Consider the following 19375-nt stretch of genomic DNA (forward strand, 5'->3'; position numbering starts at 1 on the left):
TGGCCTTTGACAGCGAAGGGGGAACTCGCTCACTTCACCGTCAGCTCGTAGGTGCCCATCGTCCCGTACACGGCGACCGACGTGCTGCCCGCCGGGACCATGACGGTGCCGACGTGCGACCCGGTGGTCACCACGTCGCCGGCCTTCAGGCCGCCCAGGCTGACCGCGCCGGTGTTGGCCATCCACACCAGAAGCCGCACCGGCTCGCCCGCCGAGTTGCCGGCGACCGTGTCGGCCTTCGTCTCGCCGTCGACGACCAGGGCGACGCGCTCCTTCAGCGGCTCCAGCGAGCGCCAGTCGGCGATGGCCGGGCCGACGACCAGGGCACCGTGGTTGAACTGGTCGGCCATGTGGCTGAACCACTCCTGCGAGCCGAAGCCGGCAAAGCGCGTGTCGACGATCTCGAAGGCGGGATGGACCGACTCGACGGCGTCGAGGACCTCCTCGCGGCTGTAGGGCTCGGCGCGGGGCGGCAGATCCTTGGCCAATTTGTAGGCGATCTCGGCTTCCATGCCGATGACCTGATAGTCCGCCGCGGGAAGCACCGTGGTGTCGAAGAACAGCGTGTCGGCGTGGATGGGCGCGCGGAACGGCTCGGACTCCGGGGTGCGGGCGCCGACCTTCCATGCGACGACCGGGCCGAGGCGGCGGGCCACGGCGTCTTGGATGGCGTAGGCTTCGGCCTCGCTGGTGGGGCGGGTCGGTAGGGCGGACAACCAGTCGCGGCTCTTGCGCGCCTGGATCAGGGCATCGACGGAAGCGTTGAATGCGGACTCGTTCATCTCTTCGGACATCGTCTTCGGGCCTTCGCTTTTCTTCGGTTATTGGTGCTTGTCGGGTTGGACTCTCAGGGCGCCGCAGGACTCGCGGATGACCAGCCGGGCGGGCAGGATCACACGCTCCGGCGCGCCCTGCGGGTCGGCGATGCGGCGCAGCAGCAGGCGGGCGGCCTCCTGCCCGATCTGGCGGGCGGAGGTGGCGACGGTGGTCAGGGCGGGGCGGCTTATCGCCGCTTCGGTCAGGTCGTCGAAACCGGTCACGGCGATGTCCCGTCCCGCCCGCAGACCGCGGGCCTCCAGCCCCAGCATCACGCCGAACGCGACGAGGTCGTTGTAACAAAGCATCGCGGTGGGCGGGTCGGCAAGGTCCATCAGCGGCCCCACCGCGTCCAGCCCGCCGCGGCGGGTGGCCGGGCAGCGCACGACGAGGTCCGGGGTCAGGCCGTGGCGGCGCAGCGCCGCGGCGAAGCCGACACGGCGCCCGGCGAAGGCGGAGTGGGACAGGTTTCCACCAACGAAGGCGATGCGGCGATGGCCGATCCGCAGCAGGTGCTCGGTCACCATCTCCATGCCGAACTCGTAATCCACCCCGGCGTAGTCGCCTTCGCGGGCGGAGAGGAAGCGCAGCGCCTGGACGACGGGAAGCTGCCACTGGCGCAGCCGGTCCAGCAGCGCCGGCGACGTGCCGGCGGCGGGGCAAATGATTACCCCATCCACATTCTGCTCGCGCATGCGCTGAAGGTAGCGGTCCTGCCGCTCCCCCGATTCCGCGGTGTTGGCGAGGAAGGCGACGACCCCCTGCTCACCCAGGACGTCATCCACCCCGGCGGTCAGTTCGCCGTAGAAGGAGTTGTTGATCTCGCAGACGAGCAGCCCGACCGTGTCGGTGCGGGCGGCGCGCAGGGTCGCGGCGCCGCGGTTGTAGACGTAGCCCAACGCCGCGATGGCAGCCTGCACGCGCTCCCGCGTTTCGGCGGCGACCAGCGGGCTGCCGCGCAGGACGAGCGAGACGGTGGACCGCGACACCCCGGCGTGGTGTGCCACCTCCGTCAGGGTGATGCGGGCCGGTCCGCCGCGCTCGTCAAGGATGGTCATTCACGCCGCCATTCAGACGACGGCGGTCGGCAGCGGCTGGCCGGCGAAGAAGGCGGACAGGTTCGTCAGCACCAGATTGCCCATGGCCATCCGCGTCTCCACCGTGGCGCTCGCCTGATGCGGCTGCAGCACCACATTGTCCAGGCCGAACAGGGCCTCAGGCGCGTGCGGCTCGTTGGCGAAGACGTCCAGCGCGGCCCCGCCGAGGCGACCGTCGGTCAGGGCGGCGACCAGCTCCGGCTCGTCCACCACGGCGCCGCGGGCGACGTTGACCAGCAGCCCGTCCGGCCCCAGCGCCTCGATCACTGCGCGGTTGACCATGTTGCGGGCGTCCGGCCCGGCCGAGGCGGCGACGATCAGGATGTCGCTCTCCCGCGCCAGATCAACCGGGGAGGCGACGAAGCGGTAGGGCACGTCGCTGCGCGGCTTGCGGTTGGTGTAGGCGATGTCCATGCCGAAGCCGGCGGCGCGCTGGGCGATGGCCATGCCGATGCGGCCCAGCCCCAGGATGCCGAGCCGCTTGCCGGTCACCTTGCGGGCCAGCGGCAGCCCGCCGTTCGGCCAGCGCCCGGCGCGCACGAAGCGGTCGCCGACCATCATGCGGCGCGACCCGGCGATCATCAGCCCGATGGCGAGATCGGCGACGTCGTCGGTCAGCACGTCGGGCGTGTTGGTGACGCGGACGCCGCGGCCGGCCGCGTGCTTCAGGTCCACCGCGTCGGTGCCGACGCCGTTGATCGCGACGATCCCCAGGTTGGTGCAGGCGTCCATGACCGCGTTGCTGACGCCCGTGCCGCCGCCGGTGACGACGGCGCGGACTCGCGGTCCCACCTCGGCGACCAGCCGGTCGCGGTCGGGCGCCCCGGCGAAGCGGTGGACGGTGTAGCCCGCGTCCAGCGCCGCCTCGATGTCCGGCATCATGGATTCGACGAGGAGGATCTCCGGCTTCATCAAAAGCGTCCTTCGTGGGGTGGGCTCAGTGGGTGAGGATCTGGCCGAGGAAGTTGCGGGTCCGCTCGGACCTCGGATTCGTGAAGAACTCGGCGGGGGTGGCCTGCTCGACGATCTCGCCGCGGTCCATGAAGATGACGCGGTCGGCGACCGACTTGGCGAAGCCCATCTCGTGCGTGACGCACAGCATGGTCATGCCGTCCTCGGCCAGCCCGATCATGGTGTCCAGCACTTCCTTGACCATCTCGGGGTCGAGCGCCGAGGTCGGCTCGTCGAACAGCATGACCTTGGGGTTCATGCACAGCGACCGCGCGATGGCGACGCGCTGCTGCTGCCCGCCGGAAAGCTGGCCGGGGTACTTGTCCGCCTGCTCCGGGATGCGCACGCGGGCCAGATACTTCATGGCGATGTCGCGCGCCTCCTGCTTGGAGGTGCCGCGCACCCGCATGGGCGCCAGCATACAGTTCTCGACCACGGTCAGGTGCGGGAACAGGTTGAACTGCTGGAACACCATTCCGACGTCGCGCCGCACCTGATCGAGGTGGCGGTGGTGGGCGTCGATGGTGACGCCGTTGACGGTGATCGTGCCCTTCTGGTGCTTCTCAAGCTGGTTGATGCAGCGGATCAGCGTGGACTTGCCGGAGCCCGAGGGGCCGCAGATGACGATCCGCTCGCCCTTGTGGACCTCCAGTTCGATGTCCTTCAGCACATGGAAGCTGTCGTACCATTTCTGGACGCCGGCCATGCGGATGACGACCTCGCCGCTGACCGGCCGCGGCGCGGGGACGTCCGTGGTATCGTAAGCCGAGGCCATGGGGGACTCCTCCTTTATCCAAACCCTCTCCCCTCAGGGGGGAGGGGAGAGGGGATGTGGGACGTTACGACTTGGTCAGCGGGGGCAGGTCGGTGCCCAGCCACTTCTTGTGGACCTCGTTCAGTTCGCCGTTCGACTTCGCGGTCTCGATGAACTCGTTGACCCACTTCAGCAGGGCGTCCTGGCCCTTGCGCATGGCGATGCCCTGGACCTGACGGTTCAGCACGAACTTCATCTCGTAGTTGGCCTGCGGGGCCAGCTTCTTGATTTCCTTGGTGACCACGTTGCTGAGGCCCAGCGCGTCCACCTGACCGGACAGCATCGCCTGCACGGCGCTGGCGTCGTCGTCGAAGCGCATGATGCGCGCGTCCTTCGGTGCGACGGCGGTCAGGGCGTTGTCCTGGGTGCTGGCGCGGGCGACGCCGACGCGCTTGCCCGACAGCTCCGCGGCCTCCTTGATCTTGGTGTTGGCCGGAGCGACCAGACCGATCTCGATGGCGGCGTAGGGCTCGGAGAACTGCACCTGCTCGGCGCGGGCCGGGGTGATGCCCAGCGAGGCGACCAGCAGGTCGACCTTGTTGGTCAGCAGGTAGGGGATGCGGTTCGGGCCGGTGACCGGGACGATCTCCACCGGGACTCCCATGTGCTTGCCCAGCAGCTTGGCGACGTCGGCGTCGTAGCCGTCCGGCTTGCCGTCGGCGGTGGTGATGCCGAAGGGCGGGAAGTCCACCAGCATGCCGATGGTCAGCTTGCCCTTCGACTTGATCTCGTCGACGGTCTGGGCGGCGGCCGGAGCAGCCAGGGCGACGGCGGCGGCCATCATGGCGCCGGCGACGGCGAGGCGGCGGGTGATCGACAGGGTCATTGGGGTTTCCTCACTGTTCTTATGAAAACGGGGATATCAACGGGTAGCGAGGGCGTAGCGCCGCTCCAGACGGGCGCTGAGCAGCGACAGCGGCCAGCACATCAGGAAGTAGAGCACCGCCACGATCCCGAACACCAGGAAGGGCTGGAAGGTGGCGTTGTTGACGATCTGCCCGGCGCGGGTCAGCTCGGTGAAGCCGATGATGGCGGCCAGCGACGTGCTCTTGATGAGCTGCACCAGGAAGCCAACGGTCGGCGGCACCGCGACCTTCACCGCCTGCGGCAGGATCACGTAGCGCATCAGCCCGGGATAGCGCAGGCCGAGCGCCGAGGCGGCCTCCCACTGGCCGCGCGGCACCGCCTGGATGCAGCCCCGCCAGATCTCGCCGAGGAAGGCGCTGGCGTTCAGCGTCAGGCCCAGCGCGGCGGCGGCCCAGGGGTTGAGGTCGAGCCCCATCACCGTGGCGCCGAAGAACACCAGGAAGAGCTGCATCAGCAGCGGCGTGCCCTGGAAGAGCTGGATGTAGCCGGTGGCGGCCAGCCGCACCGCCTTGATCTCCGACGTGCGGGCCAACGCGATGACCAGCCCGACCGTGGCGCCCCCGATGAAGGCGATGGCCGACAGCGCCAGCGTCCATTGCACGGCGCTGAGGAGGAAGAGGAATTCGTTGTAACTGAAGGCGCGGATCATGGTTCGGCCCTCCCTCAGCGCCGGTCGGTGTCGTAGGCGAAGGCCAGCTTGTAGATGCCGGCGAACAGCGCGGAGAACATCATCGCCAGCGCCAGATAGATGCCGGTGACCACGATGTAGATCTCGAAGCTGCGGAAGGTCTGCGACTGGATGTTGTTGGCGACCGAGGTCAGCTCGTCCGCCGAGATCGCCGAGACCACGCTGGAGCTGAGCATCAACAGGATGAACTGGCTGGTCAACGCGGGGTAGACGGTGCGCAGCGCCGGCTTGATGACGATGTAACGGAAGACCTGCAACGGCTTCAGCCCCAGCGCCAGCCCAGCCTCGATCTGGCCCTTTTGGATCGATTCGATTCCGGCCCGGATGATCTCCGTCGCGTAGGCGCCGACATTGACCACCATGGCGATCAGCGCCGCGAGGTCGGGTGACAGGCGGACGCCCATGGTCGGCAGGCCGAAGAAGATCAGGAAGATCTGCACCAGGAAGGGCGTGTTGCGCACCACCTCGATGTAGGCGTTGATCACCCAGCGGACCGGCTTCGGCCCGGATGTCTTGCCCAGCGCGCAGAGAATCGCGACGATCAGGCCGAGAACCATGGCGCCGATCGACAATTGCACGGTCAGCCAAGCGCCCTGGAGCAGATAGTCCCAGGACTCGATGACCGCCTTGAAATCGAAGGTGTAGTTCACGGGCTTTTCCTCCGCATCCGGGCCGGCTGCATCCGGACCAGGGCGCTGCGCGCGTTCGGTGAACGGTCCCTTGCGCGGGATTCTCGTTGTCGGCCTCTCGTCGTCCGGCGGGCCGTGGCGATGCCTCCGGCGCCGGATGTTGGAGGGGAGCCTATTTGGATCGATCCAAACGCGCAAGATGGAAAACGCAGCGCTGCGAAAATTAATTCGTGCAACCAACAATCATCCCGCGAATTTCCTCTGATGATACTAAACCGCGATGGTGCGTCCCCGAACGGACGCTTGCGCCGCGCCGCGTCTTGACGATGATCAAGGTGGAAGAGAACCGCGCACCGGACTATCCGGGGTGATATGACGCGGTGCCGCCCTCCAGGGCGGCCCCAAGGGAGAAGGATTGTCGCATGGACTGCTTCGCCGGCCCCGGCCCTGCCGCCCCCATCCCGCTGGACGAGGCGTTGGCCCGCGTGCAGCGGACCTACGGCACGGTGACGGAGCCCGAGGAGGTGCCGTTGCGCGCCGCCCTCGGCCGCATCCTGGCGGAACCGGTGACGGCGACGGTGAACGTGCCGCCAGTCGCCGTCTCGGCGATGGACGGCTGGGGATTCGGCACGGCGGACGGTGCCGAAGTGGGCGAATTCCGGCGGCTGGCCGTGGTGGGGCGTGTGCCCGCCGGCTCCGTCTTCCCCGGTACGGTTGGGCAGGGCGAAGCGGTGCGCATCTTCACGGGCGCGCCGATTCCGGTGGGGGTGGACACCGTCGCCATGCAGGAGGACTGCCGGGCCGAGGACGGCGCGGTGCTGGTGCCCGCCACCCTCAAGCGCGGCGCCAACATCCGCGACGCCGGTGAGGACATGACAGCGGGGTCCGTCGTGCTGACTCCCGGCCTGCGGCTGCGCGCCCAGGAGGTCGGTCTGGCCGCCGCGGTCGGGCGGTCGAGCCTGTCGGTGCGCAAGCGTCTGCGCGTCGTCCTGTTCTCCACCGGCGACGAGCTGCGCGAGCCGGGGACGGTCAAGCCGGAGGGCACGATCTACGACGCCAACCGCTACACGCTGGCCGCCCAGCTCGACGCGCTGGGGGCGGACGTGCGCGACCTCGGCATCCTGCCCGACAAGCCGGACGTGACCCGCGCCGCTCTGGCCGATGCCGCGGCGACCGCCGACCTCGTCGTCACCTCCGGCGGTGCGTCGGTGGGGGAGGAGGACCATGTGAAGAGGGTGGTCGGCGAGCTTGGCTCCGTCGACCTGTGGAAGCTCGCCCTGAAGCCGGGTAAGCCTCTGGCGCTTGGGCGCATCGGCACCACGCCGTTCCTTGGCCTGCCGGGCAACCCGGTCTCGGCCATGGTGACCTTCATGCTGGTGGGCCGCCCGCTGGTGCTGCGCCTGTCGGGGGCGGAGAGCGCGCCGACCCCCCGCTGCCTCGTCGTCGCCGGCTTCGAGTTCAGGAAGAAGCCGGGGCGGCGGGAGTTCCTGCGCGCCCGTCTGGCGACCGGACCCGATGGCCGCCCAGTCGCCCACAAGTTCCCCAGCGACAGTTCCGGCGTCCTGACCTCGATGGTCGAGGCCGACGGGCTGGTCGACATGCCGGCCGACGCCACCGTGATCCATAACGGGGACATGGTGGAGTTTCTGCCCTTCACCGGGCTGTTCGCCTGAGCGCCGGACGACCCCTCTCCCGGGGACGGGAGAGGGGGAGAGCCCTTACTTCTTGGGCATATGGCCGCTGATCTCGGCGTGCAGGGGCTTGGTGTCCTCGAAGGTCTTCTGCTGCTCGGGGGTAGCTTCCTTCTGGTGCTTCGCCTTCCATTCCGAATAGGGCATGCCGTAGACGGCGATGCGGGCCTCTTCGTCGGTCAGCGGCACGTTCCGCTCCTTGGCGGCGGCGGCGTACCATTTGGACAGGCAGTTGCGGCAGAAGCCGGCCAGATTCATCAGGTCGATGTTCTGCACATCGGTGCGCTTCTGAAGATGCGCGACCAGACCGCGGAACGCGGCGGCTTCCAGCTCGGTGCGGGTCTTCTCGTCCATTCCAATCCCTCTCAATTCTGTTCGTTGTGCAGCGTGACGAAGCGGCCATGGCGGTGGAAGCTCTGGGACGAGCCGCCGGCCAGGATCGCCTCGGCCACGGCGTCGCGGTTCTCCACCACGAAGCCGGCCAGCGCGGCGACGCCGTAGCGGAACAGCCGCGGGGTCAGCGGCGTCCCCGGCCCGACCAGGGCGACGCGGGTGCCCTCGGCCACCGACAGCAGACGGGGCAGGCTGCGGTTGGTCAGGGTGGAGGCGGTGATCGCCGCGCCCTCCGCGCCCGGCAGCAGCCATTCCCCGGCGGCTTCCGGATACTCACCGTCGCTGGGGTTCATTTCGACGACATGGGCGTTGGGCAGGCGCCGGGCAATCTGGGGGAAGGCCCCGAAGACGACCACGCGCCCCTCCATCCCGGTGAACAGGTCAAGCCCATTGGCCGTGGAGCCGGTCAGGTCGGGGCGGTTGTAGTGGGCGTTCAGCGCGGCCATGCCGACCGCGGCCTCCTGCGGGTCCCAGGAGCGCGCGGCGTGGGCGGCCAGTCCGGCGAGGCCGACCCCGGCCCAGCGCGCCGGATCGGGCGGCGGCGCCGATTGCGGGCGGGCGGCCAGCCCGATGCCGGGTCCCCGGGCGCCGTCCGTCTCCACCATGATCCATTTGGCGCCGATGGTGATGGCGCGGACCTCGGCGTCCTCCACCCCGTGCAGCAGGTCGTCGTAGAGCCGGTGCGCCCCCCACCAGCGCCACAGCGCGTCCTCGTCCGGCGAGATCAGCGCGGTGAAGCCGCCGGTGAAGCTCTGCCACTCGTTGAGGAAGCGGCTGCCGACGCTGGTCAGCACCGGGATGCCCTCGGCGATGCCGGCCAGCAGTTCGTCCGCCAGCCCTTCGCCGTGCGCTTCCAGCCCGGCGAACTTGTTGACCACCAACAGGTCGGCGCGCTCCGCGATGGCGCGGCGCAGCGCCTGGCTGGCCTCGGCCACCCCCTGCGGATCGACGCGGCAGGACTGCGACTGGCGGCCCAGATGCTGAGAGATGTCGTAGGCTTGGCCGGTGGCGACGTCGACCAGTTCCATCAGGTCGGCGCAGTCGCCGGGCGCGCCGGTGTTTCGCTGGATCACGCCGCCGACGCGGAAGCCGCGCCGCTGCAATTCCATCACGAACCGGTCGATCATCGCGTCCACGGCGGTGGAGCCGGGGCCATGGACCACCGCGCCGGGACGCAGCGGGGGCGGAACCGCGGGGCGCAGGGTCGGCATGGGGCGGGCTCCTTCAGGGATGGAGATGAGGGTCACGCGGCGGAGGTCCCGCGGCGGATGTGGTACACGAACACCTCGCCGCGCGTCTCGTGCGCCAGCAGCACGTTGTCGGTCGTGTTGCAGAAATGCTTGAAGTCGATGATCGACGCCGGGTCGGTGGCGTAGACGATCACCTCCTCCCCCTCGGCCATTTTGTCCAGCAGGGCGCGCGTCCGCAGGATGGGCAGCGGGCAATGCAGCCCCTTCACGTCGAGTTCCTTGGCCGACACGGACGTAACCTCTTCTTCTGCATGGGCACCGGACGCCGCGACTGTAGCGGGTTCGCGCCTCCGTCTCCACCGTTCCCATAGATTTGGCGTTCCGGACAGTTTGGCGGCCCAGAGGCCCAGGGCACCTTTGCCGGGCTGGGATGTTAGCCAGGGAAACGGATTCGAACGAACAATGCGGGAGCAACGCTTATGGCCGGTCGGCATTTCGACAAGGTGGTGGTCATTACCGGGGCGTCCAGCGGGATCGGCCGGGCGACCGCGCTGGAGTTCGCGCGCCACGGCGCCGCGGTGGTTCTGGCGGCGCGGCGCCACGCCGCCCTGCACGAGGTCGCGGAGGACTGCATCGAGGCCGGGGGGCGGGCCATGGTCGTACCCACCGACGTGCGCGACCAGGAGCAGATGAACCGGTTGGCCGAGCGCGCCATCGAGGTGTTCGGCGGGATCGACGTCTGGGTGAACAACGCGGGCGTGATCGCCTTCGGGCGCTTCGAGGAGACTCCGCAGGATGTGTTCGAGGAGGTGATGCGCACCAACTTCTTCGGGACCGCCAACGGCTGCCGCGCCGTGCTGCCGCATTTCCTGGAGCGGGGGGAGGGCACGGTCATCAACGTCGCCTCGCTGGCCTCGATCGTCGGGCAGCGCTACGCCGCCGCCTACGCCGCCAGCAAGTTCGCGGTGCGTGGCTTCTCCGAAACGCTGCGGCAGGAGCTGGTGGAGGACCCCGGCATCCAGGTCTGCACCGTGCTGCCCGGCCCCATCGACACGCCGCTGTGGCAGCATGGCGCGAACTACACCGGCCGCGCTGTCAAGGCGATGACGCCGCTGCGCCCGCCGGAGGAGGTCGCCGAAGCGATCCTGCGCTTGGCCGAGAGTCCCCGGCCCGAGCTGTTCGTCGGCGCCGCGGGACGCTCCGCGGCCCTGCCGCATGCGGTGGCACCGGCGCTGGCCGACCGCATGCTGGCGCACCGGATGGACCGCGATATGTTCGACAACCGTCCGGCCCATGACACCTCCGGCGGCGTTCTGGAGGCCATGCCGGACTATCGGGAGGCAAGCGGCGGCTGGATGGAGCGAGCGGCGGCGCGGGCGCCGCAAGGCCGGGTGGAGGGACGCCGCGTCTTGTGCTGGACCAATGTCGCCTTGTTCCTGCTGCCCATCGGCCTGATGAGCCGCCTGCCCGCCCAGGTTTGGGAGCGGCGGACGTGGCGCGATTTGAGGGTCAGGCCGTGAGCATCTTGAGGCCGGACAAAGCGAGGATCACCGCCAGCAAATAGCGCAGCGCCGCGGTCGGCAGATGGCGGCTGCCCAGCCAGGCGCCGACCGCCCCGCCGACCCCGGCGGCGGCCAGCCACCAGGGCAGGGCCGCGGGCAGGGTGGTGGCGGTCGTCCAGGTCCCGGCCAGCGCCGCCGCCGAGTTCAGCAGGTTGTAGGCGGCCGAGACGGCGGCGGCGCGGCGCGTCTCGACCCAGCCCATGAGCAAAATCAGCGGCGCCAGGAAGATGCCGCCGCCGGTGCCGGTCATCCCGGACAGGAACCCCACGGCGGCCCCGGCGGCGAGCGCCGGCAGGAAGGGCGGCGTGGTGGAGTCCGCCCGTTCGGGTGTTCCGCGGGTCGCCCAGGTAGAACGCGCCAGCTCCAGCGCCGCCAGCAGGAGGATCGCCCCGACCAGCGGGTAATAGAGATGCGGCGGCAGGTGCATCGTGCCGCCGAGGAACGAGAAGGGCATCCCCAGCACGCCGAACGGGTAGAAGGCCCGCCACGTGAAAAGCCCGGCGCGGGCGAAGCGCACGGTGCCGATGCCCGCCACCAGGAGGTTGAGGGCTAGCGCGGTGGGCTTCATCGTTGCCGGGTCGAGCCCAACGATGCCCATGACCGCCAGATAGCCCGAGGCTCCGGCCTGCCCGACCGCGGCGTACAGCGTGGCAACGCCCAGGATCAGCGCCGTCAGACCGACCGTCTCGTTGAACACCCGCGTTTCCTCTCAAGCCGTGCCGGTCGCTTGTAAACCGGGCGGGGCGGGCGGGGCCAGGGAAAGGGCGGAGAATTTCCGAACCATGGCGGCGTGGCGCTGTTGGCGGGGTAGGACACCGAGCCCATCCCCCTTACCCCTGTCCTTTGGAGGCTGCCCATGCACGCCCGCGAAATGATCAGCACGCACCCGCATGTGCACGGAAGCACCAACGACGCGCTCATCCGCTGCGTCGAAGCATGCTACGACTGCGCGCAGACCTGCACCACCTGCGCCGACGCCTGCCTGGGCGAGGATCAGGTGGCCGAGCTTGTCCAATGCATCCGCCTGAACATGGATTGCGCCGACGTCTGCGCGGCGACCGGCTCCGTCGCCACCCGGCGCAGCGGCTCCAACGAGGCGGTGATCCGAGCCATGCTCGACGCCTGCGCCACCGCCTGCCGGCTGTGCGCCGAGGAGTGCGAGGGGCACGCCGGCATGCATCAGCATTGCCGCATCTGCGCCGAAGCCTGCCGGACCTGCGAGGATGCCTGCCGCAAGGCCCTGCAGACGCTGAGCCACTGACGGATGTGGAAGATTATCCGCCGTTGCCGAGGATCACCCTGTCCAGATAGTCGGCCAGCAGCGGGCCGTCCCCCAGTCCGAGCAGCAGCTTGGACGAGACGTTGCCGTTCTCTGTCCGCAAGCCGGGAACCGCCGCGTGGCGGGCCAGGAAGCCATCCAACGCGGCGTTCCAGGCCGGATCGGCGTTGCGGCAGAAGATCTTCGACAGCGAGAAATGCGGCACCTTGCGGAAGGGGCTGGCGAGGCGCTTCCCCTGGAACACCGCCGGCGGGTTGTCGAGCGCGCGGTAGCGGGTTTCCAGCGTCTTGCGGAAACTTTGGAAGGTCGTCCCGCCGCTCTCCATGCCGATGGTGACGACCGGAACGCCGAGCAGGGCCACCGAGTCGGCGATCAGGCGGGCGTTCTCCTCCTGGTCGCGCCGGATGGCCTCGGCGAGCGCCGGATCGCCGCGCATCGCCTCGGACAGCCCCACCGTTCGCGGCGTGTGGAAGGAGCTTTTGTTCAGCACCATCACCTTGCTGCGGAAGGACGCGGCGCCGAAGATGCCGTCGAAGAAGCTGTGCGCCATCGCCCCGGCGCGCCCCTGGACGCACAGATAGACGGACTGCTCATACTCCCGGCGCCCCGGATTGTCGCCGACCAGGATCAACTCCGGCAGAGCGCCATCCTTGGCTGCGTAGGCGGCGAGGTCGCCGTTCGTGACGAACAGCGGCGACGCGGAGTCCCGCAAGGCGCGGACCCGTTCGCCGTGGTCGGCGACGCGGGTGCGGAACAGCGCGAGGGCGTCCGGTCGTTTGTCCACGGGCGGGGCATCGCCCAGAATGACGGACAGCCGCCGCAGGGCGGCCTCATGATCCGTTGCCGCCGCGTCGATCGAGGATACCGCCATTCCCATCACCCCTTGTGCAAAGCGGCCTCATCTAAGGGACCGGTGATTGTGTTGTCGAGAGGCGTCGATCCGGTTATAGAGTGCGCCAGGGAAGCGACCGGAGCCGCGCTGATTGCGGTTTCGCCAGGAGGGTCGGAAAGAATGAAGCTGTCAGACGTCGATATTCGCCGATACCTGGCCGAAGGACGCATCGAGATCGACCCGTTGCCGGCGGAGAGCCAGATCGGGGCCATGTCGGTTGACCTCCAGCTCGGGAACGCTTTTCAGGTCTTCCCGCCGGGCAAGGCGGCCTTCGTCGACCTCGCCCCGCCCGAGGGCCATCCCAGCCAGGTCCCCGACAAGCTGATGGACCGCGTCGAGGTTTCCGAGGGCGAGCCGTTCTTCCTGCATCCGGGCGAACTGGTGCTTGGCATCACGGTGCAGCGCATCGGCCTGCCCAATGACATCGCCGGCCGCCTGGACGGCCGCAGCAGCCTCGCCCGTCTGGGCCTGATGGTGCACGCCACCGCGCATACCATCGATCCGGGCTGGAATGGCCGCATCACGCTGGAATTCTTCAATTGCGGACGGTTGCCGCTGGCGCTGCGGCCGGGCATGCGCATCTGCGCCCTCAGCTTCGAGACGCTGATGTCGCCGACCTCCAAGCCCTATGCCGCGCGCCCCGACGCCAAGTACCGCGACCAGCTCGACCCGCTGCCAAGCCGGATCAATCTGGAACAGCCCTGACGGCAAACGACGAGAACGACGAAAAGGCGCCTCCCTTCCGAGGCGCCTTTTTCTTTTGGGCATTCGGCTTGCCCAACCCTCGCCCCTCACCCCCGCCCGCAGGGACTCGGCAGGGACTCGGCAGGGACTCGATTGATCGCGCCAGGATCATTCGTATCCCCAACATCGCTGTTGACCAAAGCTGTATTATCAATCATACAGGTTCCTGTCTTATACAGAGACACACGCCGGTTTCCAGCGAGAGGGAGGCGGGGCACTGTGAAGTCTTCGGTCGAACCGCTGAAGGCGCGCCGGATTTACCTGCTGCTGCGCGACCGCATCGTCGCCGGCGACCTGCCGCCGGGCGGGCGCCTGCCGGGGGAACCGGCGCTGGCCGCCGAGCACGCCGTGTCGCGGGTGACCGTGCGCCGGGCGCTCGACCTGCTGGAGAAGGAGGGGCTGGTGCAGCGCAAGCCCGGCTCCGGCACCTTCGTCCATGACACCCGCAGCGTCCGCCCCATCGTCGCCGACCTCTCCAACGTGCTGTCGCACCTGATCGACATGGGGCGCAGCACCGACGTGAAGCTGCTCTCCTTCGGCTACGTCGCGCCGCCCGAGGCCATCGCCGAAAGCCTGGGGCTGAAGCCGGGCGAGCGGGTCCAGCGGTCGGTGCGTGTCCGGCTGATCGACGGGGAGCCCTTCTCCTACCTGACCACCCATGTGCCGGAATGGCTCGGCCTGACCTATTCGGAAGCGGAGCTGGCGGCGCGTCCGCTGCTGGAGCTGATCGAGCGGTCGGGCGTGAAGACCGAGCGGGCCACCCAGGCGATCAACGCCACGCTGGCCGGGCCGGAGCCGGCGGCGGCGCTCGATCTGGAGATCGGCTCGCCGCTGTTGACCCTGACCCGCGTCGTGCACGACCCGTCCGGCCGCGGGGTGGAGCATCTGCACGCGCTGTATCGGCCCGACCGCTACAGCTTCCACATGGATCTGGTGCGCATCGGCGACGACGGGGAGCGGCGCTGGAGCCCGGCCCTGGGCCGGCCGCGCGCATCCGACACCACCAAAACCGACAAGAACAAAGCGGGCGAAAAGCCCACCCGCGGCTCGCGGGCCATCAAGCAGAGGAGTTGAGCGTTATGGGACGTTCGGTTCAGGACTCCGCACTCTCGGGCATCTCCCGCCGCACCGTGCTCAAGGCGGGCGCGGCGGCAGCGGCCTTTGTGACGGTGCCGGTGGCCGCCCCGTCGATTCTGCGGGCGCAGACCCCGGCCGTGAAGATCGGCATCCTCCAGCCGGTGACCGGCGCGCTCGCCCATGACGGCGACCTCGGCCGGGTCGGCGCCGAGATGGCGATCAACGAGATCAACGCCGCGGGCGGCATCAAGTCGCTGGGCGGTGCCAAGATCGAAATGGTGTTCGGCGACGCCCGCTCCACGCCGGAGGCCGGCACGCAGGAGGTCGAGCGCATGCAGGCCGAGGGCGTGTGCGCCATCGTCGGCGGCTTCGCCAGCCCGATCTGCCTCGCCGCCTCGCAGGCGGCGGCGCGCTACGATCTGCCCTATCTCGTCGATGTCGGCGTGTCGGATCAGATCATGGCCCGCGGCCTGACCAACACCTTCCGCTTCAGCCCCGGCTTCGGCAAGGTCACCCAGGTCGCGCTCGACAACCTGACCAGGATCAACGAGCTGGCCGGCAAGCCGGCGAAGACCGTCGTGCTGGTCCATGAGGACGGCCTGTTCGGCTCCGGTCTCGCCAAGCTGCTGCAGGCCGAGCTGCCCAAGCGCGGCTTCGAGATTTTGGAAACCATCGCCCACCCGACCCCGGCGCGAGACATGTCCAACGTGGCGCTGCGCATCCGCTCGCTGAACCCGGACCTCGTCATCCCGTCCAACTACTACGGCGAATTCGTTCTGCTCGCCCGCACCATGCAGCAGCAGCGCATCAAGCCGAAGGGCGTCTACGCGGTGCTGGGCGGGGCGGCGTCGAACGGGCGCTTCGTCAAGGAATTCCCGCAGGCCGCCCAGAACGTCATCGACTGCAACCATTGGCACGACCCGAAGAATCCGAAGGCGCTGGCGCTGCGCAAGGCCGTGGAGGCGCAGGGCAAGTCCTTCGCCTACAACGTCCCGCTGAACTATTCGAACCTGCTGCTGCTGGCCGACGCCATCGAGCGCGCCGGCTCCGCCGACCGCAAGACGATCATCGAGGCGCTGAACGCTTCCACCTTCGCCGGCCACATCATGCCCTACGGCCCGACGAAGTTCGTGAACGGCCAGAACGAGGGGGCCACCCCGATCAACACGCAGATCCAGGGCGAGGACATCAAGGTGATCTTCCCCGAAACCTTCGCGGAGTCGAAGGCCAACTACCCGGCGGCGTAATCCGTCACTTCGCCTTCGCACCTCCCGCATTTCCCCATCCGTTCTGCGGTGCCGCGCAGCGGCCGCCCGGACGGGTGGGGGGCCATTTCCCTCATGCGCTGGCTGCCATGTATTCACCTCAGATCATCCTGGAAGCGGCGCTGAACGGGCTGATGACCGGCGCGGTCTACGCGCTGATCGCCCTCGGCCTGACGCTGATCTACGGCGTGCTCCACATCATCAACTTCGCGCACGGCGCGCTGCTGACCTGCGCGATGTTCGCGGTGTGGATCGCCTGGGCGTGGCTGGGCCTCGACCCCTATCTGGTGATCGTGCCGCTGGTGCCGCTGATGTTCGTGCTGGGCTACGGGCTGCAGCGCTTCGTCATCGGGCCGGCCAGCCACGGCGACGACGGCAACATCCTGCTGGTCACGCTCGGTCTGTCGATCGTGCTGGAGAATGTGCTGCTGGCGGTCTTCCAGTCGGACACCCGCACGCTCGACACCGATTACTCGTTCCAGGTGGTCGCGCTGGGGCCGCTGCTGCTGTCCTTCCCGCGGGTGATCGGGCTGGCGGTGGCGGTGGTGGTGACCGGGCTGCTCTGGCTGGTGCTGAACCGCACCGACACCGGCAAGGCCATCCGCGCCGTCGCCAAGGAAAAGCTGGGCGCCAATCTGGTCGGCATCGACGTGCCGCACGTTTACGCCATCACCTTCGGGCTGGGCTGCGCCTGCCTCGCCGTGGCGGCCGGGCTGCTGATGCCGACCTTCTACGTCAACCCGCGCATCGGCAGCGCCTTCGTGCTGGTCGCCTTCACGGTTGTGGTGCTGGGCGGCATGGGGTCGCTCCCCGGCGCGCTGCTCGGCGGCCTGTTCATCGGCGTGGTGGAGAGCCTGTGCGGCCTGTTCCTGGGCGACAGTCTGGGGCAGATCGGCATCTTCCTGATCTTCATCGCCGTGCTGCTGGTGCGGCCGACCGGCCTGTTCGGAGCCAAGGCATGACCGCGCGCGACCTGATCCCGATCGCCGTCCTGGCCGTCCTCGCCGCGCTGCTGCCGTTGGTGGTGACGTCCAGCCCGGTGATGAACTTCCTCGTCTTCACGCTGATCGTGGCGCTGGGCGCGCAGGGCTGGAACATTCTGGGTGGCTTCGGCGGCCAGTTCAGCTTCGGCCACGCCGCCTTCTTCGGCACCGGCGCCTATGTGACGGCGATCCTGCAGCTGCGCTACGGCGTCAACGCCTGGGCCGGTCTGCTGCTGGCGACGGCGGCAGGGGCGGCGGTCGCCTGGGCCATCGGTTTCCTCAGCTTCCGCTCCGGTCTGCGCGGCTCCTACTTCGCGCTGGTGACTCTGGCCTTCGCCGAGGTGTTCCGCATCCTCGCCAACGCGACGCCCGTCACCGGCGGCGCCGCCGGCCTGCTGATCAAGCTGGAGGTCCACCCCGCGAATCTGCAATTCGCCGACCGCGCCGTCTTCTATTGGCTGGTCCTCGCCTTCGTCACCGGGGTGCTGCTGCTGACGCGCTGGATCCAGCGCTCGCGCTTCGGGGCGCAGCTCGTCGCGGTGCGCGAGAACGAGGACGCCGCCAAGGCGCTGGGCGTTGATTCCCTGAAGGTGAAGCTGCGCGCCATCGCCTTGTCGGGCGCGGTGACGGCGCTGTCCGGCTGCCTCTACGCCCAGTATTTCCTCTACATCGACGCCCACATCGCCTACGGCAGCTGGATCTCGGTGGAGTTGCTGCTCGCCCCGATCATCGGCGGCGTCGGCACCGTCTTCGGGCCGGTGGTGGGGGCGCTGACCCTGCATGGGCTGGGCGAACTCGCCAAGCAGTTCGCCGGCCGCATCCCCGGCATCGACCTGATCGTCTTCGGAAGCGTGCTGGTTCTGGCCGTCGCCTTCGCCCGCGGCGGCATCCTGGGCCTGCTGGAGCGGCTGCGCGACCGCGGCCGCGGGATGATGACGCGCGGCGCCAAGGAGGTGTCCCATGCTGGCCGTTGAGTCCGTCTCCAAGCGCTTCGGCGGTCTGATGGCGGTGGACAACGCATCGCTCGCGCTGGAGCCCGGCGGCATCGTCGGCCTGATCGGGCCGAACGGCGCCGGCAAGACGACGCTGTTCTCGATGATCTCGGGCTTCGTCGCACCGAGCGACGGGCGGATCCTGTTCGAGGGCACCGACATCACCGGCGAGGAGCCGCACCGCCGCGCCGAACGCGGCATCGGCCGCACCTTCCAGATCGTCCAGCCCTTCGCCGGGCTGACGGTGTGCGAGAACATCGCGGTCGGCGCCTATCTGCGCCACGCCAGGCGCGCCGACGCCATCGCCAAGGCGCGCGAGGTGGCCCGCCGGGTCGGGCTGGCGGCCGAGTTGGACCGGCCGGCCGGCGGGCTGACGGTGGCCGGGCGCAAGCGGCTGGAGTTGGCCCGCGCGCTCGCCACCGAGCCGAAGCTGCTGCTGCTGGACGAGGTGCTGGCCGGCCTGAACCCGTCGGAAATCCGCGACATCATCCCGGTGATTCGGGGAATCCGCGACGAAGGGGTGACGATCCTGATGATCGAACACGTCATGCAGGCGGTGATGAATCTGTGCGAGCGCGTCTATGTGCTGGCCCAGGGCCGCATGATCGCCGAGGGCAAGCCCGCCGCCGTTTGCGCCGATTCCCGCGTGATCGAGGCCTATCTCGGCCACGGCGCCGCCGCCCGTCTGGCGGCGGAGGGGGCGTCCCATGGCTGAGGCGCTTCTGAGCATCCAGGGGCTGAGGACCGGCTACGGCGCCACCGAGGTGCTGCGCGGCATCGACATGGCCGTGCTGGACGGCGAGATCGTCACGGTCCTCGGCTCCAACGGCGTCGGCAAGACGACGCTGAACAAGGTGCTGTCGGGCGTGCTGCCGCCCTGGGCGGGGGAGATCCGCTTCGCCGGCACCCGCATCGACGGCCGCTCCGCCGCGCGCATCGTGGAGGAGGGGCTGATCCAGGTGCCGGAAGGCCGCAAGATCTTCCCCAACCTGTCGATCCGCGAGAATCTGGAGCTGGGCAGCTACCGGCGCGGCAAGCCGAACCGGGCGCGGAACCTGGAGCGCATCTTCACCACCTTCCCCCGCCTGAAGGAGCGCGAGGGCCAGCTCGCCGGCACGCTGTCGGGCGGCGAGCAGCAGATGCTCGCCATCGGGCGCGGCCTGATGGCCGAACCGCTGCTGCTGATCCTCGACGAACCGTCGCTCGGCCTGTCGCCGTTGGTGGTCGAAGAGATGTTCGGGCTGATCCGCCAGCTGAACGCGGGCGGGCTGGCGATCCTGCTGGTCGAGCAGAACGTCGTCCAGTCGCTGGAGGTCGCCCGCCGCGCCTACATCCTCGAAAACGGCGTCTTCGCGCTCTCCGGACCGTCCGCCGAGATCGCGCGCGACCCTGAATTGAAACGCACCTATCTGGGGCTGTGAGCGATGCGTGCTCCGGCCCTGTCC

General features: G+C 69.1%; 22 protein-coding genes. 10 read left to right on the forward strand and 12 right to left on the reverse strand.

Annotation, left to right across the window (positions count from 1 at the left end):
- Window positions 1-29: 29 nt before the first annotated feature.
- From AMK58_RS16635 to AMK58_RS16665, 7 genes are all read right to left on the reverse strand, one after another.
- A complete protein-coding gene (locus tag AMK58_RS16635) occupies window positions 30-782 on the reverse strand; it encodes a 2-keto-4-pentenoate hydratase (RefSeq protein WP_035676349.1) in 753 nt (250 codons plus the stop codon).
- Between the two features lie 39 nt (window positions 783-821).
- Entirely contained in the window at window positions 822-1874 is a 1053-nt protein-coding gene (locus AMK58_RS16640) for a LacI family DNA-binding transcriptional regulator (protein ID WP_035676340.1), read from the reverse strand.
- A 12-nt stretch (window positions 1875-1886) separates the two neighbouring features.
- Complete coding sequence (locus AMK58_RS16645; protein WP_035676338.1) at window positions 1887-2825, reverse strand: 2-hydroxyacid dehydrogenase; 939 nt, start codon at window positions 2823-2825, stop codon at window positions 1887-1889.
- 25 nt (window positions 2826-2850) lie between these two features.
- Entirely contained in the window at window positions 2851-3639 is a 789-nt protein-coding gene (locus AMK58_RS16650) for an amino acid ABC transporter ATP-binding protein (RefSeq protein ID WP_059399204.1), read from the reverse strand.
- 64 nt (window positions 3640-3703) lie between these two features.
- Window positions 3704-4504, reverse strand: coding sequence for a transporter substrate-binding domain-containing protein (locus AMK58_RS16655; RefSeq protein ID WP_035676336.1), 801 nt, complete (start codon window positions 4502-4504; stop codon window positions 3704-3706).
- 36 nt (window positions 4505-4540) lie between these two features.
- On the reverse strand, window positions 4541-5194 hold the full coding sequence (locus AMK58_RS16660) for an amino acid ABC transporter permease (RefSeq protein ID WP_104675329.1): 654 nt from the start codon (window positions 5192-5194) through the stop codon (window positions 4541-4543).
- 14 nt (window positions 5195-5208) lie between these two features.
- Window positions 5209-5883: an amino acid ABC transporter permease gene (locus AMK58_RS16665; RefSeq protein ID WP_035676335.1), complete on the reverse strand. Its 675-nt coding sequence runs from the start codon at window positions 5881-5883 to the stop codon at window positions 5209-5211.
- Between the two features lie 401 nt (window positions 5884-6284).
- On the opposite strand from AMK58_RS16665, the gene AMK58_RS16670 reads away from it, so the two are divergent.
- Window positions 6285-7535: a molybdopterin molybdotransferase MoeA gene (locus AMK58_RS16670; RefSeq protein ID WP_035676333.1), complete on the forward strand. Its 1251-nt coding sequence runs from the start codon at window positions 6285-6287 to the stop codon at window positions 7533-7535.
- Between the two features lie 45 nt (window positions 7536-7580).
- Here AMK58_RS16670 and AMK58_RS16675 read toward each other — a convergent pair whose 3' ends face one another.
- The 3 genes from AMK58_RS16675 to AMK58_RS16685 are packed head-to-tail and all read right to left on the reverse strand — an operon-like array spanning window position 7581 to window position 9426.
- The gene (locus tag AMK58_RS16675; protein WP_014197334.1) at window positions 7581-7907 is read right to left on the reverse strand and encodes a DUF1244 domain-containing protein; all 327 of its coding nucleotides are present in this window, start codon (window positions 7905-7907) and stop codon (window positions 7581-7583) included.
- A gap of 11 nt (window positions 7908-7918) precedes the next feature.
- Window positions 7919-9157 (reverse strand): DUF2478 domain-containing protein, encoded by a 1239-nt coding sequence (locus AMK58_RS16680; protein WP_059399205.1) that lies wholly within the window; start codon window positions 9155-9157, stop codon window positions 7919-7921.
- Between the two features lie 32 nt (window positions 9158-9189).
- Window positions 9190-9426 (reverse strand): sulfurtransferase TusA family protein, encoded by a 237-nt coding sequence (locus AMK58_RS16685; RefSeq protein ID WP_035680244.1) that lies wholly within the window; start codon window positions 9424-9426, stop codon window positions 9190-9192.
- Window positions 9427-9615: 189 nt separating this feature from the next.
- Between AMK58_RS16685 and AMK58_RS16690 the strand changes: the two genes are divergently transcribed.
- Window positions 9616-10656, forward strand: a complete 1041-nt coding sequence (locus tag AMK58_RS16690) for an SDR family oxidoreductase (protein WP_059399206.1) — start codon at window positions 9616-9618, stop codon at window positions 10654-10656.
- On the opposite strand, the gene AMK58_RS16695 is transcribed toward AMK58_RS16690, so the two are convergent.
- Complete coding sequence (locus tag AMK58_RS16695; protein WP_035676316.1) at window positions 10646-11395, reverse strand: sulfite exporter TauE/SafE family protein; 750 nt, start codon at window positions 11393-11395, stop codon at window positions 10646-10648. The two genes, AMK58_RS16690 and AMK58_RS16695, sit on opposite strands and share 11 nt — an antisense overlap.
- A 159-nt stretch (window positions 11396-11554) precedes the next feature.
- On the opposite strand from AMK58_RS16695, the gene AMK58_RS16700 reads away from it, so the two are divergent.
- Window positions 11555-11959 carry a four-helix bundle copper-binding protein gene (locus AMK58_RS16700; RefSeq protein ID WP_035676315.1) on the forward strand — a complete coding sequence of 135 codons (405 nt, stop codon included), beginning with the start codon at window positions 11555-11557 and terminating at the stop codon, window positions 11957-11959.
- A gap of 13 nt (window positions 11960-11972) precedes the next feature.
- Here the strand turns inward: AMK58_RS16700 and AMK58_RS16705 are convergent, their stop codons facing one another.
- On the reverse strand, window positions 11973-12848 hold the full coding sequence (locus AMK58_RS16705; RefSeq protein WP_051140404.1) for a hypothetical protein: 876 nt from the start codon (window positions 12846-12848) through the stop codon (window positions 11973-11975).
- A 141-nt stretch (window positions 12849-12989) separates the two neighbouring features.
- On the opposite strand from AMK58_RS16705, the gene dcd reads away from it, so the two are divergent.
- The 7 genes from dcd to AMK58_RS16740 all read left to right on the forward strand — a co-directional run bounded on the left by dcd (window position 12990) and on the right by AMK58_RS16740 (window position 19351).
- Window positions 12990-13574 carry a dCTP deaminase gene (dcd, locus tag AMK58_RS16710; protein ID WP_035676313.1) on the forward strand — a complete coding sequence of 195 codons (585 nt, stop codon included), beginning with the start codon at window positions 12990-12992 and terminating at the stop codon, window positions 13572-13574.
- A 258-nt stretch (window positions 13575-13832) separates the two neighbouring features.
- A complete protein-coding gene (locus AMK58_RS16715; protein WP_035676311.1) occupies window positions 13833-14687 on the forward strand; it encodes a GntR family transcriptional regulator in 855 nt (284 codons plus the stop codon).
- Window positions 14688-14692: 5 nt separating this feature from the next.
- Window positions 14693-15937, forward strand: a complete 1245-nt coding sequence (locus AMK58_RS16720; RefSeq protein ID WP_051140403.1) for an ABC transporter substrate-binding protein — start codon at window positions 14693-14695, stop codon at window positions 15935-15937.
- Between the two features lie 107 nt (window positions 15938-16044).
- Window positions 16045-16917 carry a branched-chain amino acid ABC transporter permease gene (locus AMK58_RS16725; protein WP_035676310.1) on the forward strand — a complete coding sequence of 291 codons (873 nt, stop codon included), beginning with the start codon at window positions 16045-16047 and terminating at the stop codon, window positions 16915-16917.
- Entirely contained in the window at window positions 16914-17912 is a 999-nt protein-coding gene (locus AMK58_RS16730; protein WP_035676309.1) for a branched-chain amino acid ABC transporter permease, read from the forward strand. Before AMK58_RS16725 ends, AMK58_RS16730 begins: the two co-directional genes overlap by 4 nt.
- Window positions 17899-18645: an ABC transporter ATP-binding protein gene (locus tag AMK58_RS16735; RefSeq protein ID WP_059399207.1), complete on the forward strand. Its 747-nt coding sequence runs from the start codon at window positions 17899-17901 to the stop codon at window positions 18643-18645. Before AMK58_RS16730 ends, AMK58_RS16735 begins: the two co-directional genes overlap by 14 nt.
- Window positions 18638-19351, forward strand: coding sequence for an ABC transporter ATP-binding protein (locus AMK58_RS16740; RefSeq protein WP_035676307.1), 714 nt, complete (start codon window positions 18638-18640; stop codon window positions 19349-19351). The genes AMK58_RS16735 and AMK58_RS16740 overlap by 8 nt, the downstream gene beginning before the upstream one ends.
- Window positions 19352-19375: the final 24 nt, after the last annotated feature.

Origin of the sequence: Azospirillum brasilense (genome assembly GCF_001315015.1) — a bacterium.
Lineage (GTDB): Bacteria > Pseudomonadota > Alphaproteobacteria > Azospirillales > Azospirillaceae > Azospirillum > Azospirillum brasilense.

Excerpts from the sequence above, each read along its gene's own strand:
- AMK58_RS16725 (WP_035676310.1), top strand. The coding sequence starts at position 16,045 with ATGTATTCACCTCAGATCATCCTGGAAGCGGCGCTGAACGGGCTGATG.
- AMK58_RS16655 (WP_035676336.1), bottom strand. The coding sequence starts at position 4,504 with ATGACCCTGTCGATCACCCGCCGCCTCGCCGTCGCCGGCGCCATGATG.
- AMK58_RS16660 (WP_104675329.1), bottom strand. The coding sequence starts at position 5,194 with ATGATCCGCGCCTTCAGTTACAACGAATTCCTCTTCCTCCTCAGCGCC.
- AMK58_RS16740 (WP_035676307.1), top strand. The coding sequence starts at position 18,638 with ATGGCTGAGGCGCTTCTGAGCATCCAGGGGCTGAGGACCGGCTACGGC.
- AMK58_RS16705 (WP_051140404.1), bottom strand. The coding sequence starts at position 12,848 with ATGGCGGTATCCTCGATCGACGCGGCGGCAACGGATCATGAGGCCGCC.
- AMK58_RS16645 (WP_035676338.1), bottom strand. The coding sequence starts at position 2,825 with ATGAAGCCGGAGATCCTCCTCGTCGAATCCATGATGCCGGACATCGAG.
- AMK58_RS16675 (WP_014197334.1), bottom strand. The coding sequence starts at position 7,907 with ATGGACGAGAAGACCCGCACCGAGCTGGAAGCCGCCGCGTTCCGCGGT.
- AMK58_RS16730 (WP_035676309.1), top strand. The coding sequence starts at position 16,914 with ATGACCGCGCGCGACCTGATCCCGATCGCCGTCCTGGCCGTCCTCGCC.
- AMK58_RS16650 (WP_059399204.1), bottom strand. The coding sequence starts at position 3,639 with ATGGCCTCGGCTTACGATACCACGGACGTCCCCGCGCCGCGGCCGGTC.
- AMK58_RS16720 (WP_051140403.1), top strand. The coding sequence starts at position 14,693 with ATGGGACGTTCGGTTCAGGACTCCGCACTCTCGGGCATCTCCCGCCGC.
- AMK58_RS16680 (WP_059399205.1), bottom strand. The coding sequence starts at position 9,157 with ATGCCGACCCTGCGCCCCGCGGTTCCGCCCCCGCTGCGTCCCGGCGCG.
- AMK58_RS16690 (WP_059399206.1), top strand. The coding sequence starts at position 9,616 with ATGGCCGGTCGGCATTTCGACAAGGTGGTGGTCATTACCGGGGCGTCC.
- AMK58_RS16700 (WP_035676315.1), top strand. The coding sequence starts at position 11,555 with ATGCACGCCCGCGAAATGATCAGCACGCACCCGCATGTGCACGGAAGC.
- AMK58_RS16635 (WP_035676349.1), bottom strand. The coding sequence starts at position 782 with ATGAACGAGTCCGCATTCAACGCTTCCGTCGATGCCCTGATCCAGGCG.
- dcd (WP_035676313.1), top strand. The coding sequence starts at position 12,990 with ATGAAGCTGTCAGACGTCGATATTCGCCGATACCTGGCCGAAGGACGC.
- AMK58_RS16640 (WP_035676340.1), bottom strand. The coding sequence starts at position 1,874 with ATGACCATCCTTGACGAGCGCGGCGGACCGGCCCGCATCACCCTGACG.
- AMK58_RS16670 (WP_035676333.1), top strand. The coding sequence starts at position 6,285 with ATGGACTGCTTCGCCGGCCCCGGCCCTGCCGCCCCCATCCCGCTGGAC.
- AMK58_RS16735 (WP_059399207.1), top strand. The coding sequence starts at position 17,899 with ATGCTGGCCGTTGAGTCCGTCTCCAAGCGCTTCGGCGGTCTGATGGCG.